This is a genomic window from Rhizobium sp. RM (assembly GCF_013390595.1).
Lineage (GTDB): Bacteria > Pseudomonadota > Alphaproteobacteria > Rhizobiales > Rhizobiaceae > Agrobacterium.
Genome location: NZ_JACAWV010000006.1, coordinates 1 through 19,450, shown reverse-complemented (window position 1 = coordinate 19,450; position 19,450 = coordinate 1). Strand labels below are relative to the sequence as shown.

The 19,450-nt window shown below is 56.3% G+C and carries 13 protein-coding genes; 8 read left to right on the top strand and 5 right to left on the bottom strand.

Annotation, left to right across the window (positions count from 1 at the left end; translation table 11 throughout):
* Positions 1 to 55: 55 nt before the first annotated feature.
* From galE to HWX89_RS03975, 3 genes are all read right to left on the bottom strand, one after another.
* Positions 56 to 1,039: a UDP-glucose 4-epimerase GalE gene (galE, locus tag HWX89_RS03985; RefSeq protein WP_138793668.1), complete on the bottom strand. Its 984-nt coding sequence runs from the start codon at positions 1,037 to 1,039 to the stop codon at positions 56 to 58.
* A gap of 174 nt (positions 1,040 to 1,213) precedes the next feature.
* Positions 1,214 to 1,651 carry a hypothetical protein gene (locus tag HWX89_RS03980; RefSeq protein ID WP_138793669.1) on the bottom strand — a complete coding sequence of 146 codons (438 nt, stop codon included), beginning with the start codon at positions 1,649 to 1,651 and terminating at the stop codon, positions 1,214 to 1,216.
* 9 nt (positions 1,652 to 1,660) lie between these two features.
* Entirely contained in the window at positions 1,661 to 2,002 is a 342-nt protein-coding gene (locus HWX89_RS03975) for an ElaB/YgaM/YqjD family protein (protein ID WP_138793670.1), read from the bottom strand.
* A 363-nt stretch (positions 2,003 to 2,365) separates the two neighbouring features.
* Between HWX89_RS03975 and nspC the strand changes: the two genes are divergently transcribed.
* Together nspC and HWX89_RS03965 are read left to right on the top strand one after the other, a co-directional pair.
* The gene (nspC, locus tag HWX89_RS03970) at positions 2,366 to 3,463 is read left to right on the top strand and encodes a carboxynorspermidine decarboxylase (protein ID WP_138793671.1); all 1,098 of its coding nucleotides are present in this window, start codon (positions 2,366 to 2,368) and stop codon (positions 3,461 to 3,463) included.
* 84 nt (positions 3,464 to 3,547) lie between these two features.
* Entirely contained in the window at positions 3,548 to 4,786 is a 1,239-nt protein-coding gene (locus HWX89_RS03965) for a saccharopine dehydrogenase family protein (RefSeq protein WP_138793672.1), read from the top strand.
* An 83-nt stretch (positions 4,787 to 4,869) separates the two neighbouring features.
* Here the strand turns inward: HWX89_RS03965 and HWX89_RS03960 are convergent, their stop codons facing one another.
* Positions 4,870 to 6,723 carry a DEAD/DEAH box helicase gene (locus HWX89_RS03960; RefSeq protein WP_138793673.1) on the bottom strand — a complete coding sequence of 618 codons (1,854 nt, stop codon included), beginning with the start codon at positions 6,721 to 6,723 and terminating at the stop codon, positions 4,870 to 4,872.
* A gap of 378 nt (positions 6,724 to 7,101) precedes the next feature.
* Between HWX89_RS03960 and HWX89_RS03955 the strand changes: the two genes are divergently transcribed.
* The 6 genes from HWX89_RS03955 (at position 7,102) to clpB (ending at position 16,992) form a co-directional block, all read left to right on the top strand.
* The gene (locus HWX89_RS03955; protein ID WP_138793674.1) at positions 7,102 to 8,379 is read left to right on the top strand and encodes an aspartate kinase; all 1,278 of its coding nucleotides are present in this window, start codon (positions 7,102 to 7,104) and stop codon (positions 8,377 to 8,379) included.
* Positions 8,380 to 8,551: 172 nt separating this feature from the next.
* The gene (gene ptsP / locus HWX89_RS03950) at positions 8,552 to 10,819 is read left to right on the top strand and encodes a phosphoenolpyruvate--protein phosphotransferase (protein ID WP_138793675.1); all 2,268 of its coding nucleotides are present in this window, start codon (positions 8,552 to 8,554) and stop codon (positions 10,817 to 10,819) included.
* 29 nt (positions 10,820 to 10,848) lie between these two features.
* On the top strand, positions 10,849 to 11,928 hold the full coding sequence (prfA, locus tag HWX89_RS03945) for a peptide chain release factor 1 (RefSeq protein WP_138793676.1): 1,080 nt from the start codon (positions 10,849 to 10,851) through the stop codon (positions 11,926 to 11,928).
* Entirely contained in the window at positions 11,925 to 12,794 is an 870-nt protein-coding gene (gene prmC, locus HWX89_RS03940) for a peptide chain release factor N(5)-glutamine methyltransferase (protein ID WP_138793677.1), read from the top strand. Before prfA ends, prmC begins: the two co-directional genes overlap by 4 nt.
* A 396-nt stretch (positions 12,795 to 13,190) precedes the next feature.
* Positions 13,191 to 13,994 (top strand): DUF4167 domain-containing protein, encoded by an 804-nt coding sequence (locus tag HWX89_RS03935; protein ID WP_138793678.1) that lies wholly within the window; start codon positions 13,191 to 13,193, stop codon positions 13,992 to 13,994.
* A gap of 373 nt (positions 13,995 to 14,367) precedes the next feature.
* Positions 14,368 to 16,992: an ATP-dependent chaperone ClpB gene (gene clpB / locus HWX89_RS03930; RefSeq protein WP_138793679.1), complete on the top strand. Its 2,625-nt coding sequence runs from the start codon at positions 14,368 to 14,370 to the stop codon at positions 16,990 to 16,992.
* Between the two features lie 64 nt (positions 16,993 to 17,056).
* On the opposite strand, the gene HWX89_RS03925 is transcribed toward clpB, so the two are convergent.
* Positions 17,057 to 19,003: a M23 family metallopeptidase gene (locus HWX89_RS03925; protein ID WP_138793680.1), complete on the bottom strand. Its 1,947-nt coding sequence runs from the start codon at positions 19,001 to 19,003 to the stop codon at positions 17,057 to 17,059.
* Positions 19,004 to 19,450: the final 447 nt, after the last annotated feature.

The following is a 19,450-nucleotide window of genomic DNA, read 5'->3' as shown; positions in this document are numbered from 1 at the left end:
CACCCCGGAGGACACCGGTCTGAGGAGGCCGGTGTCTTCGTATGTATGGAGTTTTTCAGATCGGGGCGTTACGCGAAGAGTGCCATGCCCAGGCGGACTTGATTATATCCGTCAACGTGTAGCGCGGCTCCCATCCCAGGATTTCCTTCGCTTTGTCGTTGTTCGCCACGAGTGTTGTGGAATCGCCATCGCGACGCTCGGCATATTCGACGGGGAAAGGACGCCCCGACACTTCAGAGATTGTCGCCAGTAGTTCCTTCACTGTCGTTCCTGTGCCGGTGCCGAGATTAAGCTCGACTGTATCGCCGCCATCCAGCAGATAATCGACGGCCCGCACATGAGCATCCGCGAGATCGAGGATATGTATATAGTCCCGAACGCAGGTGCCGTCGCGTGTATCGTAGTCGGTGCCGAACACCTTGAACCCCTGACGTCGTCCGAGTGCGGCCTCGATTGCCAGCGGAATGGCGTGGGTTTCCGGAGTGTGCCATTCGCCGATGCGCCCTTCAAAATCCGCACCTGCGGCATTGAAGTAGCGCAGCATCACCGATCGCAGCCCTTTATAGGTGCTGTAATCCTTCAGGGCCTGCTCGACGACCCATTTGGTGCGGCCATAGGGATTGATGGGTGCCTGGCGGTGAGTCTCGTCGATCGGAACCTGCTCCGGGAGACCGTAGGTTGCGCAGGTGGAGGAGAAAACAAAAGCTTCCACGCCAGCATCGATGGCGGCGGACAGAAGGTTGAGCGAGCCGATGACGTTGTTGTCATAAAAGGCGACAGGCTGTTTGACCGATTCACCGACCTCGATCAGCGCTGCGAAATGCAGAACGGCGACCGGTTGGTGTTTGGCAAAAACGTCATCGAGGCGTGCTCGATCGCGGATATCTCCCTGTTCAAGCGGTCCCCAGCGGACAAACTCTTCATGGCCGTTGGTGAGGTTGTCGAAAACGACTGGTTCATAACCGCGTTCCGACAAAAGCAGGCATGTGTGAGAGCCGATATAACCTGCACCGCCGACGACAAGAACTTTCTTCTTCATCAATGACCTTTCAGAAAAACAGACGCGCCAACACTCTTATTTACTTTGTCCAAATAAGGGCGGTCCGGCGCAAGGCGCCAGCCACCAAAACTATCCGTTGCGCGTAACACAAAAAAAACTGCGCATCCATTAGCGGGAATGCGCAGTCATTTTTTGTCGGAACTGTCAGTTTGCTTATTTGGTTTTTTTGGTGTTGGCCCTGGTTGCCAGGAAGCCCGCCGCCATAGCAACCGCGAGTGTCGCGTATGGCCTTGCCTGGATGGCAAGTGTCAACAGTGACTGCACTGCGAGCGGTGCTGCCGCGACTGTGGCGGTCAATGGCGGCGCAACAGGTCTTGCCACGGGATATGCTCTGGGCCGCTTAACAATCGCCAACGCGACCAGCATGATCACGCCCAACAAGAAGGCAGTTCCAGCAACGACGAGTGAGGCTGGGCCGGCGCCAAGATAATGTGAAAGATAGATCGAACCCGCAACCACCCCGGCAACAAGGGCGATCAGGAAGAATATTCCCGTCAATATCCAGAGAATTATGGTGGCGCGAAGCCGTCGCGTCACCATGCGGCCTTCACGTTGACTATCGCCCATATAGGCCAGCAATGCTTCAAGCATGGCGAAGCCTTATCGACGTGTCAGCAAAGCAAGGACAAAGCCAGCCGCAACGGCAAGGCCGAGCGATTGAAGTGGGTTTTTCTGAACCTGGTCGGTCAGGCTGTCATTCAGCGACGAAATCTCGTTGCGAACATTGTCGGCCATCTCGCCAGAGGCCGTAAGCGCATCGTCCGCCACACGAGCCGCTTGCGCTTTCAATTCATGCGAGGCGCCAACGCCAAGCGCTTTCACGCTCTTGGCAAGATTGGCAAGGTCCTCGCGAAGCTGCGCAAGCTGTGCTGCCACATCGGCGGCGTCGCCATTTTCGAGGGATTGCTGGATCTTGTCGTTTACGTCGCGTGCGCTTGCCATGGGAAGGCTCCTTATGGTGTGAGGTTGCGTGTCGGGAACGGTGGGAGGTGGGAAATCATAAGACGCCCGGTGCTGGGCATTCGTCAGTGACGGAGGCAGTCTGCAAAACGGTTGTCATGTTTCCTCAGGTAAAATCTCTTCGACCGAGCCCGCGTTCAGGTTGAGCATTACTCTACCCGTTGATCGACTGAACGCGCGGTTGTGTCGTTTGTTCCATGCCGTCGCGTGGTTTCTTGAAGGATCTGTCGCAAGACTCGGTTTTTCGAGGATTTAAGGGCCGGACATTTGTTTTCCTGTAACAAGCATCATATAAGGCCCATCAATCGAAACGTGCCTTGACACCAATCAATCTGTGATACCGAGATGCTCCAGACGCCTTATTACCTGATCGACAAGACAAAACTCCTCCACAACATGGAGAAGATTGCCTATGTGCGGGAGAAATCCGGCGCCAAGGCGCTTCTGGCGCTGAAATGCTTCGCCACATGGTCTGTGTTCGACTTCATGTCGCAATATATGGACGGCACCACGTCGTCTTCGCTTTACGAAGTTCGTCTGGGCAAGGAAAAGTTTGCGGGTGAGACCCACGCCTATTCCGTTGCCTATGCCGATTACGAAATCGATGAAGTCATTGCCAACGCTGACAAGATCATCTTCAATTCGATTGGTCAGCTTGAGCGTTTTGCCGACAAGGCGTCTGGTATTACCCGTGGTCTTCGGCTCAATCCGCAGGTCAGTTCGTCGAGCTTCGACCTCGCAGATCCGGCTCGTCCATTCAGCCGTCTCGGTGAATGGGACGTTGCCAAGGTCGAAAAGGTCATGGACCGTATCTCCGGTTTCATGATCCACAACAATTGCGAAAACAGCGACTTTTCGTTGTTCGATCGCATGTTGGCGCAGATCGAGGAGAGGTTCGGTTCGCTTCTGTCGCGTGCGGAATGGGTCAGCCTGGGCGGCGGCATTCATTTCACTGGCGAGAACTATCCGCTCGACCAGTTCTGTGATCGCCTCAAAGCCTTCTCCGAAAAATATGGCGTTCAGGTCTATCTGGAGCCGGGCGAAGCATCGATCACCAAAAGCACGACGCTCGAGGTTACCGTTCTCGATACGCTGTTCAACGGCAAGAACCTTGCCATTGTCGACAGCTCTATCGAAGCGCACATGCTCGACCTCCTGATCTATCGCGAAAGCGCCAAGGTCTCGCCGAACAATGGCAGCCATCCCTATATGGTGTGTGGCAAGTCCTGCCTCGCAGGTGACATTTTTGGCGAGTTTAAATTCGACAAGGCACTGGCGGTTGGCGACCGGATTTCGTTCCAGGACGCTGCCGGCTACACGATGGTCAAGAAGAACTGGTTCAACGGCGTCAAGATGCCGGCAATCGCCATCAAGGAACTGGACGGCACCGTACGCGCCGTTCGTGAATTCGACTTTGCCGATTACGAGCAAAGTCTGTCGTAACAACGGCCTCTCCGAAAGAGGTTCTTGTAAAACCCAAATCCAACCAAGCTCATCCCTGCGGGGATAAAGGGGGCATCACCTGAAATGAAGAAGAACGTTCTCATCATCGGCGCCGGTGGCGTAGCACAGGTCGTGGCGCATAAGTGCGCCCAGAACAGCGATGTATTGGGAGACATTCATATTGCGTCACGCACACTTGAAAAGTGCCGCAAGATTGTCGAATCCGTACGCGAAAAGAAGAGCCTCAAGACTGATGTAAAACTTGAGGCTCATGCGCTTGACGCGATGGATATCGAGGCGACGAAAGCCTTGATAAAGAAAACCGGCGTTCAGATCGTCATCAATGTCGGTTCAGCTTTCGTCAACATGTCCGTTCTTCGTGCCTGCATGGATACGGGTGTTGCTTACATGGATACCGCTATCCACGAAGATCCGACCAAGATCTGCGAAACGCCGCCATGGTACGGTAACTACGAATGGAAGCGCGCAGCGGAATGCAAGGAAAAGGGCATCACCGCGATCCTCGGCGTTGGTTTCGACCCGGGTGTTGTCAACGCTTACGCCCGTCTTGCCAAGGATGAGTACTTCGACAAGGTCACGTCTGTTGATATCGTTGATATCAATGCCGGCAGCCATGGCCGCTGGTTCTCGACCAACTTCGACCCGGAAATCAACTTCCGTGAATTCACCGGCGTCGTCTATTCCTGGCAGAATGGCCAGTGGCAGACGAACCAGATGTTCGAAGTCGGTCAGGAATTCGATTTGCCGGTCGTTGGCAAACAAAAGGCCTACATGACTGGTCACGATGAGGTGCATTCGCTGTCCAGGAACATGGACGGCGCAGACGTTCGCTTCTGGATGGGCTTTGGAGATCACTACATCAACGTCTTCACCGTTCTGAAGAACCTCGGTTTGTTGTCCGAAAAGCCGGTCAAGACAGCGGAAGGTCTGGAAGTCGTGCCGCTCAAGGTGGTCAAGGCTGTCCTGCCCGACCCGTCCTCGCTGGCGCCTGATTATGTCGGCAAGACCTGCATCGGCGATATCGTCAAGGGTATCAAGGATGGCAAGGAGCGCGAAGTCTTCATCTATAACGTAGCCGACCACAAGGAAGCCTACGAGGAAGTCGGTTCTCAGGGCATCTCCTATACGGCCGGTGTTCCGCCGGTTGCTGCTGCCATGCTTATTGCCACCGGCGAGTGGGATGTGAAGCAGATGGCAAACGTTGAAGAGCTGCCACCCCAGCCATTCCTCAACATCCTGAACAAGATCGGCTTGCCGAACCGCATCAAGGACGAAAACGGCGACCGCGCCCTGACGTTCTGATTGTTGCATTTTTATGATTGGCGGTCTTCTTCAAGATCGCCGATCGGCAAACAAAAAGCCCCGCGAAAGCGGGGCTTTTTTTATCAGCTTTTCTTGTGCTTTGGTGGGCGCTTTTCGAAAGGCTTGTCTTTCTTGCCCTCAAATTTCGGCTTGTCGCCGAAAGGCTTTTTCTTCTTCCAGGGCTTGTCGTCGCCTTTGCGATCGTCGCCCGAGGACTCATTCTTTTTGAAGTCGGGTCTTTCGAATTTGCGCTGCGCCTTGGCTGGGCGCGTGTCTTCACGATGTCCACCGGTCATTTCCGGCTTGCCTTCCAGCGCCTTCAGACGAATGCCCTTTTCGAGCGTCATGTCCTTGCCGATGGCGGAGGTAAAGCGGTCCACGGCGTCGGCTGCCAGTTCCACATAGGTTTCTGACTGCTGCATGCGGATCGCGCCGATGTCCTGACGGGTGATCTTGCCGAAGCGGCAGAGCATCGGGATCAGCCAACGCGGCTCGGCGCTTTGCTTGCGACCTACAGAGAGCGAGAACCAGGCGCTGTCCGAGAAATCGGAACGCTCACGACGCGGCGCGTTGTTTTCGACGTGCTCGAAGCTGTCTCGGCGCGGTTTGCGGCTGTTGTCCAGCGAGACTTCCGTGATGTCTTCCGGTGCCGAGCGTCCGGCGTGGTAGAGGCGCACGAAGGCAGCAGCGACTTTTTCTGCGCCGTGCTGTTCCAGAAGCCGGTTGACGAAATCGCGTTCATCGTCGGCCACAGCCTCGTTGAGTGAGGGATCTGCCAAAAGACGCGTGCCGTCACGTTCGATGATCTCTTCAACCGATGGCGGGCGAACCCAGGTTGGGCTTACCTTCGCGCCTTCCAGCAGGCGTTCCGCCTTGCGGCGCTGGCTGACGGGCACGATGATGGCGCTGACGCCCTTCTGGCCCGCGCGGCCCGTACGACCTGACCGGTGCAGCAGCGTTTCGGAATTGGTTGGCAGATCGGCATGGATCACGAGTTCCAGGCCAGGAAGGTCGATGCCGCGGGCTGCAACGTCCGTTGCGACGCAGACGCGAGCGCGGCCGTCACGCATGGCTTGAAGCGCGTGGGTACGTTCGTTCTGGCTGAGCTCACCCGAAAGCGCCACGACAGAGAAGCCGCGATTGTTAAGCCGTGCCGTCAGGTGGTTCACGTTCGCGCGCGTGGAACAGAACACGATGGTGTTGCGTGCTTCGTAAAACCGCAGCGCATTGATGATGGCATTCTCGCGGTCGGCGGGCGTGACCAGCAGGGCACGATATTCGATATCGTTATGCTGCTTCTGCTCGGAGGCAGTGGCGATGCGTACTGCATTCTTCTGATAGCTTTCGGCAAGCTTGGCGATGCTGCGCGAAACGGTTGCCGAGAACATCAACGTGCGGCGGTCTGCCGGCGATTCTTCCAGGATGAACTCCAGATCCTCACGGAAACCGAGGTCCAGCATCTCGTCTGCTTCATCGAGTACGACGGCGCGGATAGATGACAAGTCAAGCGCGCCGCGCTTGATATGGTCGCAAAGACGTCCCGGGGTTCCGACGATGATGTGCGCACCGCGTTCCAGCGCCCGACGCTCCGAGCGAATGTCCATGCCGCCAACGCAGGAAGCGATGGAAACACCGGTGAATTCGTAAAGCCATTCCAGCTCGCGCTTCACCTGCATGGCAAGTTCGCGTGTCGGGGCGATAGCGATGCCCAGCGGCGCGCCTGCCGAACCGAAACGGCCGTTCTGCTGGAGCAGCGTCGGCGCAATAGCAATGCCGAAAGCAACTGTCTTGCCAGAGCCCGTCTGGGCGGAAACCAGCGCGTCCTGTCCGTCCAGCTCAGGCGCAAGCATCGCCTTCTGTACCGGCGTCAAATCTTTATAACCGCGTTTTTCCAACGCCTGTGCAATCGCCGGGGCGATACCCTGGGTGTCTGTCATCTACCGTCTTTCGGATATAATACTGCCTGCACCCGCTCGAAACCCATAGGTCATAAAGCAGCCGATACCGGCCATTTCGGCCACGTGGCCGGTTTGATTGCCGCGCTCATACTGCGAATGGGCGCATTTGTACAGTGCAGTGCGGTACGCTCTTTCAGTCTGGTTCGTGACTGAAGGCCATATTTGCATTCTACGACGCTGCCGTCGCGCCGGAAAAGGCGTACCGCATGGTTCATAAACGGCATTGCGTGCCCCCCTCCTTTTCGGTAAGAGACCCGCAACTTGAGGCTCTTTGTCAGAAAGAACCGATTGGGTTTGTTCTTGTCCGCCCGCCCGACAAAAGGGCCGGCGGGAAAACGGGATGGTACTGGTCAAGCTATGGCTCGCATTGTCATGAAATTCGGCGGCACGTCCGTCGCGAACCTTGAACGCATTCACAATGTCGCGCGGCATGTGAAACGCGAAGTGGATGCTGGCCATGAAGTGGCCGTTGTCGTTTCCGCCATGTCCGGCAAAACGAACGAGCTGGTGGACTGGGTGCAGAATACACCTAAGGTTGCTGGTGCCAGCGCTGCATCTTTTTATGACGCGCGCGAATATGATGCCATCGTGGCGTCCGGCGAACAGGTGACGTCTGGCCTTCTGGCAGTTGCGTTGCAGTCGCTTGGCATCAACGCCCGCTCATGGCAGGGCTGGCAGATCCCGATCCGCACGGACAATGCCCATGGCGCTGCCCGCATTCTCGAAATCGATGGAACCGATATCGTTCGCCGCATGGGTGAGGGTCAGGTTGCTGTCGTTGCCGGTTTTCAGGGGCTTGGTCCGGATAACCGGATCGCAACGCTCGGTCGTGGCGGTTCGGATACGTCGGCCGTTGCCATCGCTGCCGCTGTTAAGGCTGATCGCTGCGATATCTATACGGATGTGGATGGTGTCTACACCACAGATCCCCGCATCGTGCCGAAGGCGCGTCGCCTGAAGAAAGTTGCTTTCGAGGAAATGCTCGAAATGGCCTCTCTCGGTGCGAAGGTTCTTCAGGTGCGTTCGGTCGAGCTTGCGATGGTACACAAGGTTCGTACCTTTGTGCGCTCCAGTTTCGAGGATCCCGATGCACCGGGCATGGGCGACCTCATCAACCCGCCCGGTACTTTGATTTGTGACGAGGATGAAATCGTGGAACAGGAAGTCGTAACCGGCATTGCCTATGCCAAGGATGAAGCACAGATTTCGCTGCGCCGCGTGGCAGACCGCCCGGGTGTTTCCGCCGCGATTTTCGGACCGCTTGCCGAGGCGCACATCAACGTCGACATGATCGTTCAGAACATTTCGGAAGATGGTTCGCGCACTGACATGACCTTTACGGTCCCGTCGGGCGACGTCGCCAAGGCGCTCAAGGTTCTTGAAGACAACAAGACCACCATCGGTTTTGATGTTGCCCAGAACGAGACTGGACTTGCGAAGGTCTCCGTTATCGGTATCGGCATGCGTAGCCACGCTGGTGTTGCAGCAAGCGCCTTCAAGGCACTTGCCGAGAAGAACATCAACATCAAGGCTATCACCACCTCCGAAATCAAGATTTCGATTTTGATCGATGGTGCCTATGCCGAACTGGCGGTTCGCACTTTGCATTCTGCTTACGGTCTCGATAAGAACTGATATAAGACGTCGGTACCCGATGCTCCGTTTTTCGGAGCCGCGTTCTTCCGATGTGGCGTATCATGAAAACGCGTCCCTTGCGGGGCGCGCTTCTCGCGCTATAAATTTTAAAAAGACGTTTCGATTCCCGGATGTGTGAAAGCCGGTTCGAAACAGTCGGGGAGCAAACGCGATGAGAGACCTGTCCGCAGGTCCACGTGTCCTGCTCAAGCGGCTGCGCGAAATGATGGCGGAGCACCTTGAGCCGCAGGAGCGTCTGGACCAGATCGTCCGTCAGATTGCCAGCAATATGGTGGCGGAGGTTTGCTCGGTCTACGTGCTTCGCTCCGATGGCGTTCTCGAACTTTACGCCACAGAGGGATTGAACAAGGATGCCGTCCATCTCGCCCAGCTCAAAATGGGGCAGGGTCTTGTCGGCACCATCGCAGCTTCAGCCCAACCCCTTAATCTTTCCGATGCCCAGGCACACCCGGCCTTCCGCTATCTGCCTGAAACCGGAGAGGAAATTTATCATTCCTTCCTCGGCGTGCCGATTTTGCGATCCGGTCGCACTCTTGGCGTTCTTGTGGTCCAGAACAAGGCCAGCCGAACGTACCGGGAGGATGAAGTTGAAGCGCTTGAGACAACCGCGATGCTTATTGCGGAAATAGTGGCGAGCGGTGAATTGAAGAAGATCACCCGTCCCGGTGTCGAGCTGGATTTGACGCGCGCCGTCTCCATCGATGGCGATGCTTATGGCGAAGGCATCGGTCTTGGTCACGTCGTGCTGCATGACCCAAGAATCGTCGTTACCAATCTCCTCAATGAAGATGCCGACACTGAGATTCGCCGTCTAGCCGATGCTATTGGTTCGTTGCGGATCTCGATTGACGACATGTTGCAGCGGCGTGATGTGCCCACAGAAGGCGAACATCGCGAAGTTCTCGAAACCTATCGCATGTTTGCCCACGACCAGGGCTGGGTGCGGCGCATGGAAGAGGCAATCCGCAACGGCCTGACGGCGGAAGCAGCAGTCGAAAAGGTTCAGAGCGATACCAAGGCGCGCATGATGCGCCTGACTGACCCCTATCTTCGCGAACGCATGCACGATTTCGATGACCTCGCTAATCGCCTGCTTCGCCAGTTGATTGGCTATGGTGGTCGCAGTTCAGAACAGGACTTTCCGCTGGATGCCATCGTTCTGGCGCGTGCGATGGGGGCTGCCGAACTGCTCGACTATCCGCGTGAGAAGTTGCGCGGCCTCGTGCTCGAAGACGGTGCTGTGACCAGCCACGTCGTTATCGTCGCCCGAGCCATGGGTATTCCCATCATCGGGCAGGCTGCGGGCGTCGTGGCGCTTGCTGAAAATAATGACCCGATCATCATCGACGGTGAGGACGGTCAGGTGCATCTGCGCCCGATGGCGGATCTGCAGCGCGCCTATGAAGAAAAGGTCCGTTTGCGTGCCCGCCGGCAGGAGCAATTCCGCGCGCTTCGCAATGTTGAACCTGTCACAAAGGACGGCCAGAAGGTCAATCTCAAGATGAATGCCGGTCTTTTGGTGGATCTGCCGCAGCTTGAGGAATCCGGTGCGGACGGGATAGGTCTGTTCCGAACAGAACTGCAGTTTATGATTGCGTCGAACATGCCGAAGGGGGAAGAGCAGGAAGCCTTCTACCGTTCCGTGTTGCGTCAGGCCAAGGGCAGGCCGGTCACCTTCCGCACGCTGGATATCGGCGGTGACAAGGTGGTCTCTTATATGCGCGGCCAGGAAGAGGAAAATCCGGCGCTCGGTTGGCGGGCGATCCGCCTCTCACTGGATCGGCCAGGGCTGATGCGTACGCAGATGCGCGCGCTTTTGCGTGCTGCGGCGGGTGCCGAGCTGCGCATGATGTTGCCGATGGTGACAGAGGTTTCTGAAATTCGCGCGGCGCGCGATCTCTTCCAGAAAGAGGTCCAGCACCTGTCGAAGTTCAGCCATGCACTCCCCAAGAAGCTGCAGTTCGGCGCCATGCTCGAAGTGCCGTCACTGATGTGGCAGCTCGATGAACTGATGCAGGAAGTGGATTTCGTCTCCGTCGGCTCGAACGATCTGTTCCAGTTCTCGATGGCAGTTGACCGTGGCAATGCCCGGGTGTCCGACAGGTTCGACATTCTCGGCAAGCCGTTCCTGCGCATTCTGCGCGATATCGTTAGGGCAGGAGAGCGCCACAACACGTCGGTGACGTTGTGTGGCGAAATGGCAGGAAAACCGCTGTCGGCAATGGCTTTAATCGGCCTTGGCTTTCGTTCGGTGTCCATGTCGCCAACGGCGATCGGCCCTGTGAAGGCCATGCTGCTGGGTCTCGACGCGGGGCATCTCGCCGAGGAGATGAATGCGGCCCTGGACGATCACAAGTCGCTGGAAGGCATGCGTGATGTGCTGCTGCGTTTTGCAGCGACCCATTCCATCCCTATTTGATAAAGATACAAACCATATCGGAGTGACTGGTGGCGAAGCTTCCCGTCGAAAAAATGCGCGAATTGGAAAGGCGTTTCGATGAAATCGAAGCGCGCATGTCGGCTGGCCCGGCGGCAGATGTTTATGTGAAGCTGGCGTCGGAATATTCCGAGCTTCAGCCCGTCGTCAAAAAGATCCGCGACTACGAAAAAGCGGTAGCGGAAGCAGCCGATCTTGAAGCTTTGCTTGCCGACAAGACGACTGACCGTGAAATGCGCGATCTCGCCGAAATGGAGCTTCCGGACGTTGAAGCCCGGATCGAAGAAATCGAAAAAGAAATGCAGATTCTGCTGCTCCCCAAGGATGCAGCGGATGAAAAAAGCGCGATTCTCGAAATCCGCGCTGGAACGGGTGGTTCAGAAGCTGCTCTCTTCGCTGGTGACCTGTTTCGCATGTATGAGCGCTTTGCCGCATCGAAGGGTTGGAAGGTTGAAGTGCTTTCCGCCAGCGAGGGCGAAGCTGGCGGGTACAAGGAAATCATTGCGACCATCAGTGGGCGCGGTGTGTTTTCCAAGCTGAAGTTCGAATCTGGCGTGCACCGTGTTCAGCGCGTGCCTGAGACCGAAGCAAGCGGGCGTATTCACACGTCTGCAGCAACTGTTGCGGTTCTGCCAGAAGCTGAAGATATTGACATCGAAATCCGCCCTGAAGATATTCGCATCGACACCATGCGAGCGTCGGGTGCGGGCGGTCAGCACGTCAATACGACTGACTCCGCAGTTCGCATTACCCATATTCCAACCGGACTTATCGTAACCAGTTCGGAAAAGTCCCAACACCAGAACCGTGCCAAGGCGATGCAGGTATTGCGTTCGCGACTTTACGACATAGAGCGTCAAAAAGCCGATAGCGAGCGTTCTGCCGATCGTAAAAGCCAGGTTGGTTCCGGAGATCGATCGGAGCGCATCCGCACCTACAATTTCCCTCAGGGTCGCGTTACGGATCACCGCATCAATCTCACACTCTATAAGCTTGATCGAATGATAGAGGGAGAGATTGACGAGGTGGTTGACGCCTTGATTGCTGACTATCAGGCCGGCCAGCTTGCTCAGCTTGGCGAGCAGCAGTGAGCCGCGCTTCCGCTTGCACGGTTGAAAACGCAGTCGCCGCGGCAAAGCGGCGGCTCGAAGATGCGGGTGTCAATGATGCACTGCTCGATGCCCGCATGCTGATTGGCGAAGCGATCGGATTTTCTTTGACCGATTTCGTTCTGAAGGCAGGACGTCTGGTCGGTGCGGATGAGGCCGAGCGGATTGCTGCAATGATCGAGCGCCGTGCATCAGGTGAGCCTGTGCATCGTATTCTTGGTCATCGTGAGTTTTACGGACTTGATTTTCTGCTTTCCAGAGAAACTTTGGAGCCAAGGCCCGATACGGAAATTCTCGTCGATACGCTCCTTGAGCATTTGCGGCGCATGACGTCGCGAAAAGGCAATGCTCGTCTCATCGATCTTGGAACAGGCACAGGGGCAATTTGCCTTACGCTTTTGAAGGAATGTCCCGCAGCCAGCGGCATTGGCAGTGATATATCCGCTGATGCTCTCGCTACGGCCAGCAAAAATGCGGTGCGGCTTGGTGTTGCCGATCGTTTTGAAGCGGTAAGAAGCGACTGGTTTGAAAATATTTCTGGTGGCTTCGACATAATTGTGTCGAATCCACCCTATATACGTAGTGATGTCGTCACAAAGCTTGACCGGGAAGTTCGTTATCACGATCCCTTGGCGGCGCTTGACGGAGGTCAGGACGGCCTTGCACCGTACCGCCTTATTGCTGCCGACGCAGGTCGTTTTCTTGTGGAAAACGGTGTTGTCGGTGTAGAGATCGGGTTCGATCAAAGGCTTGATGTTTCCGCTATATTCACATCGCACGGCTTCACTCTTCTCGAGGCCGTCAAGGATTATGGCGGTAACGACAGAGTTTTGACCTTCCGGAGATAGTCAATCGCGATATGTCTACGGATTTTTTGCAAGGATATTTTGCAGAGCAAAAGAAAAGACTTGGATTTCCGCATGAAGCGGGCTAGTTTGCGGCCACATGCCGGGTGGCTGAGGACGAACAAAGATTCGTCAGGGTATTGGTCAGTCCCGAAGCGGGTTCTTCTAAGAGCCCTGAAAGGCTGGGCGTTTCCGGCATGTGAATCAGTAAACTTTGTTCGCAGGCGGCTCGGTGCAGCATTTGCGCGGCCGGGCGTCATACGCGAGGTTTTCGACCGGAGCTATGTCCGGCAAGGCGCGTGATGGAGCAATTTCAAGAAAAGTGCGCAAGCATTTGGTGTTTGGAATTGCATGAAAACAACCAGATTGTCAGCAAAACAGAATTCAGGTGAGCAATTGATGAGGCCAGGACAGCAAAACAAGCGCGGCCGGGGGCGTGGAAATAACAACAACAACAATAACAATGGTGGCGGTAACAACAACTTCAACCGCAAAGGCGGTAACCCGCTCACCAGGACTTATGACAGTTCCGGCCCTGATGTTAAAATCCGTGGTACCGCCCAGCACATAGCGGAAAAATATGCGGCTCTTGCACGCGACGCACAGAGTTCCGGTGATCGCGTTATCGCTGAAAACTATTTGCAGCACGCTGAGCACTACAACCGCATCATTGCCGCCGCACAGGCGCAGATGCAGGAACGCTTCCAGCGCGATGACCGAGCCGACTACAACGCCGCCGATACGGACGACGAGGATGTAAACGATGGCGACGACGTCGTTGTAATCGTGCCTCCACAGCAATCCGAGCAGCCCGAACGCGCTCAGCGCCAAGAGCAGCCGGAGCGCCAGGAGCGGACCGAACGCAACGAGCAGCGCCCGAACCGTCGCGAACGGCCAGATCGCCGCGAGCGCCAGGAACGTCAGGTGGTTTCCGCAGAGCCGGCGGCGCCTGTTTATGACGCCAGCTCCGCACCGCAGCCGGTCATTGAGGGTACGCCTCTTGAGGTTGCCGTCGAGGAAGAGCAGCAGCAGGCTGAAGCAACTGCAGCTCCGGCTGCAGAGCGCGCGACGAAGAGCCGCCGTTCGGCTGCTCCACGCCAGCGTCGTCCGCGTCGTGCGGCTGCAGATGAAAATGCTGAAGGTGCAGAAGCGCCGGCTGGCGAAGAAGCTGCTCCGACGACGTTGGAAAGCGCTGCGGAGTAAGCACGTCTTCCAAAGAGCGATATACGATCGAAAAACTCCGGCTTGCCGGAGTTTTTTGTTTTTGTGGCTTGGATGGGTGATCCCTATCGGCTTACACCCATTCGTTTGGGGGCGGGCTTTGCCGAAGGTTTTGGGTCTTTCGAAAAATTCCGCAGCGCATGTTTTATCCCCTTTAAACCGGAGAAATTGCCTCCCATATCTCTCTCGAAAGAACCGGCGTCTCATGAATGTTGCGCTTGGTTCGCAGACGAGGCGAGGGTGCGAAATCACATGAAACGCATCGCTCGTAGCGGGGCTTGCCTTGAAGGGAGCCTCAACCCAAGCACCCGGAACTGTGCCGAATGCGGGCAGGCCGGTATATGGAGGTTACAGTATGAATATTGAGAAGTATTCCGAACGTGTTCGTGGTTTCCTGCAATCTGCGCAGACATTTGCGCTTGCCGAAAACCATCAGCAATTTTCCGCTGAGCACGTCTTGAAAGTTCTGCTTGATGACGAGCAGGGAATGGCGGCCTCGTTGATCGAGCGGACTGGCGGCAGTGCTAAGGAAGCACGTCTTGCCAACGACGCCGCACTTGCGAAATTGCCGAAAGTGTCCGGCGGCAACGGTGGTCTCTCGTTGACTGCGCCGCTTGCGAAGGTTTTCTCCACTGCTGAAGACCTGGCGAAGAAGGCCAATGACAGCTTTGTTACCGTCGAGCGACTGTTGCAGGCTCTCGCGATTGAAAGTTCCGCATCGACCTCTGCCTCTTTGAAAAAGGCAGGTGTTACCGCGCAGGCTCTCAACCAGGTGATCAATGAAATCCGCAAGGGACGGACGGCCGACAGCGCCAATGCCGAACAGGGCTTTGACGCGTTGAAGAAGTTCGCCCGCGACCTGACGGAAGAAGCACGCGAAGGCAAGCTTGACCCGGTGATCGGTCGCGACGATGAAATTCGCCGCACCATTCAGGTCTTGTCGCGCCGCACAAAGAACAATCCTGTGCTGATCGGTGAACCCGGCGTCGGTAAAACGGCGATTGCGGAAGGTCTCGCGTTGCGTATCGTCAACGGCGACGTACCGGAAAGCCTGAAGGACAAGAAATTGATGGCGCTCGACATGGGCGCATTGATTGCTGGTGCGAAATATCGCGGTGAGTTCGAGGAGCGCCTGAAAGCTGTCCTGAACGAAGTTCAGGCGGAAAATGGTGGGATCATCCTTTTCATCGACGAGATGCACACGCTTGTGGGTGCAGGCAAGGCAGATGGCGCGATGGATGCGTCTAACCTTCTGAAGCCTGCTCTAGCACGCGGTGAACTGCATTGCGTTGGTGCGACCACACTTGATGAGTATCGCAAGCATGTTGAGAAAGATCCGGCACTTGCCCGTCGTTTCCAGCCGGTCATGGTTGACGAGCCGACGGTCGAGGACACGATTTCGATTTTGCGCGGCCTGAAGGAAAAATACGAGCAGCATCACAAGGTCCGCATCTCGGATTCGGCTCTTGTCGCCGCTGCGACGCTTTCTAACCGCTACATCACCGATCGCTTCCTGCCGGACAAGGCTATCGACCTTATGGATGAGGCTGCATCGCGTCTGCGTATGCAGGTGGATTCCAAGCCAGAAGAACTCGATGAGCTTGATCGCCGCATCATCCAGCTGAAGATCGAGCGCGAGGCGCTGAAGCAGGAAACTGACCAATCGTCTGCGGATCGTCTGAGAAAGCTCGAGGACGAACTCGCCGACACGGAAGAAAAAGCCGACGCCTTGACTGCCCGTTGGCAGGCCGAGAAACAGAAGCTCGGTCACGCGGCTGATCTGAAGAAGCGCTTGGAAGAGGCTCGTAACGACTTGGCGATCGCTCAGCGCAATGGCCAGTTCCAGCGCGCTGGCGAGTTGACGTACGGCATCATTCCGGGTCTCGAAAAGGAACTGTCGGCGGCGGAAACCCGTGACGCCAGCGGTGCTGGTTCGATGGTGCAGGAAGTGGTGACGGCGGATAATATCGCCCACGTCGTTTCTCGCTGGACCGGCATTCCGGTCGACAAGATGCTGGAAGGTCAGCGTGAAAAGCTTCTTCGAATGGAAGATGAACTCGCGCAGTCGGTCGTCGGGCAGGGTGAGGCCGTTCAGGCCGTTTCCAAGGCCGTTCGCCGTTCGCGTGCCGGTCTCCAGGACCCCAATCGTCCGATCGGCTCTTTCATCTTCCTTGGTCCAACGGGTGTGGGCAAGACCGAGCTGACGAAGGCGTTGGCTCGCTTCCTGTTTGACGACGAAACCGCGATGGTTCGCCTGGATATGTCGGAATATATGGAGAAGCACTCCGTTGCACGGCTGATCGGCGCACCTCCAGGCTATGTCGGTTACGAGGAAGGCGGAGCGCTGACGGAAGCCATTCGTCGCAGACCCTATCAGGTCGTTCTGTTTGACGAGATCGAAAAAGCACATCCGGACGTGTTCAACGTTCTGTTGCAGGTACTGGACGATGGCCGTCTAACCGATGGTCAGGGCCGTACTGTCGATTTCAAGAACACCATCATCATCATGACCTCGAACCTTGGTTCTGAGTTCATGACACAGATGGGCGACAATGACGATGTGGACTCCGTCCGTGAGTTGGTGATGGAACGCGTTCGGTCGCATTTCCGGCCTGAGTTCCTGAACCGCATCGACGATATCATCCTCTTCCATCGCCTGCGGCGTGATGAAATGGGTGCCATCGTGGATATCCAGCTCAAGCGTCTTCTGTCGCTGCTTGGCGAGCGCAAGATCGACCTGCAACTGGACGAGGATGCCCGCAATTGGCTTGCCAACAAGGGTTATGACCCAGCTTATGGCGCACGTCCGCTGAAGCGGGTGATCCAGAAGGCTGTCCAGGACAGACTTGCCGAGATGATCCTCGGCGGAGAAATTCCTGATGGTTCTCGCGTCAAGGTTACGTCCGGCACGGATCGCCTGCTCTTCAAGGTCAAACCGTTGAAGGACCAGGTTGAAGCCGATACCGCTGACGCGGCATAAAACGAAAAGGGCTCCGGAGACGGAGCCCTTTTTCATTCAGGACGTCGTCCGACAGATTAAGCCGTTAGCGGCTAGCCACCTGATTGGGTTTGTCCTCGATGTTGAGAAGGTTGTCGATCCGCTTTCTCTCATCGGAGAACCTAGCCAGTGCGTCGCCCGAGAGCGACTTACCGCCGGGGAGGCGAACCTTCATCGCATCGACCTTGGTGCCGTTGACGATAAGCTCATAGTGCAGGTGCGCGCCGGTCGAAAGGCCGGTGGAGCCAACATAACCGATCACTTGACCTTGTCTGACTTTCGCGCCTTCGGTCACTCCGCGGGCGATCGCGCTTTGATGATTGTAGGAAGACACATAACCATTGGCATGGCGCAAAAGGGTCTGGTTCCCATAACCGGAAGCCCAACCTGCTTTTTCCACCACGCCGTTACCGGTTGCGATGATCGGTGTGCCACGCGGTGCAGCCCAGTCCGTGCCGGTATGCATACGGCTGAACTTCAGAACGGGGTGACGGCGCATGCCGAAACCGGAGGTCATGCGGCCATTCGGAACCGGGTTGCGCAACAGAAACTGGCGGATGCTCTTTCCGTTTTCATCGAAGTAGTCGACGCTGTTGTCGTCAGGGTTCTGAAAACGATAAAAACGTGTCTCGTTATCACCGAACTTGGCATTCACATAAAGAAGCTCGGATTTGTCGGTTGCTTTGCCATCCGTGTCTTCAACGGAGAAAAAGGCTTCCAGCGTATCTGTCGGCTTAAGCTGCGCCTGGAAATCGACGCTGCTGGCAAGAAGCTTGACGAGCTGCGAGACCATGCTCTGGTTCATGCCATAGGCAAGCGCGGCCCGATATACGCCATCATAAACGCTCGGCAGATCGCGCCCGGCAGCCGGGGCAGGGGTACTGTCGAAAGCCGTCGCAACGGCATCAAGTTTCGGGGGTTCGCTTGCCTTGATGAAGCGCTTCTTGTCGTCGACGGCCATAGTGACCATGTGCCTGCCTTTTCGATAAAGGCTGACACGGACGATATCGCTCTTTTCATCCTCTTGCAGCACGCCCACACGCAGCACATCACCGCTCTCAACGTTCTGCGACCTAATTTCGGGTGAAAGCAGACCAGCAATTTCGGAGGCCTGCGCTTTCGAATAACCCGCCCCGAACAGAGCATCCTCGATAGACTCGGCCTGGCGCGCCGGAATGACGTCGTCGGCATACTCCTTGACCGGCGCGGAGGGCGATTGTGGTGTCGACACCGACATGTTCTGTTCGACAACGCGGGCCGCAAGGCCGGCCGTAATGTCGACATCACCTTCGTCATCGTCGAAACGACGCGGGTCGATATAATAGAGAGCCGCAAGCTGCTCGTTTCCGTCCGTCAGGATCGAACCATTCGACCGGACCGCCTCTTCAACCTCATCAAAACTCAATGACCCTGCAAAAGCATATTTGGAATGCTGCGTCGGAAAGGCGACCGTCTTAAGACTGACTTCGGATTCCACTTCGGACCCGTAGATCGTGCCCGTACGGCTGGCAGGCGGAATGGCTGCGCCATTGTCATCATTGCTTGCGAAGATATTGAGCGGATCAAAAGCCGGATAGTCGTCCTGTTTCGCGTAATTTGACGCGAGTGGGATTTTGACATGCGAGAAGGGTACCTTGCGGACCACTTCCTTGTCGCCGTCATGAATGACGGTCGAAACTTCCATGATGGAGCGATCCGAGGGACGCGCGGCAATATTTGGTGCGAGAAGGCGAACGCCACGGCGGGCGGCTTCTGTCGCATTGTTGCCCATGTCGGCGCGCGCAAAGGCTTCGGCGGGAATGGCGAGCTGCTGACGGCCATCAAGTGCGGCAAACAGCGCGACGCCCATCAATATCGATGAGGTAATACCTGTCAGGAACGTGCCGGAAAGCCAGCGCATGGAAATCTCGCGACGGTCAGGCGCACGTCGACCCTCCGCCAAAATCGGCGGTTCCGTGCCAAGCGAGCGGATCACATTGCGATCCGCCATCATGCCTGCTGCTTCCCGTCAGTCATGCGTTCTCCAGAAACTTCAGCGAAGGTGTGCAACTTTCGACGCCATGAGTCAAATCCGCGGCGTCTGTGCTCGCCCTTATATATGTACGGATGGGCTGTGGTTAATTGTTCGTTGACGAAGCAATTAGTGAGGACTCGGGCCAAAACAAGGCGCAAAACAGTCTCTCATATTAAGGAGCCCATCCAGCTGTGCAAAAACTGCCGCCTTTAATAGGTGCTCCGACGGTGAAAATCGCGAAAATTCAAAATTATCACGCCTAATCAATTGCTTGTGTGATTTTTTGTATTTTTGAAAATTGGTGTGTTGACTTGTTTCATGGGGTGGGTTTATAAGTCCGCTCACTGAACGAGGGCGGCGGCGCTGCTGGCGACGAACTGCTTCGTTCTAGAGAAATCAAGCGGATTGGCTGACTTGCTGGTTTGT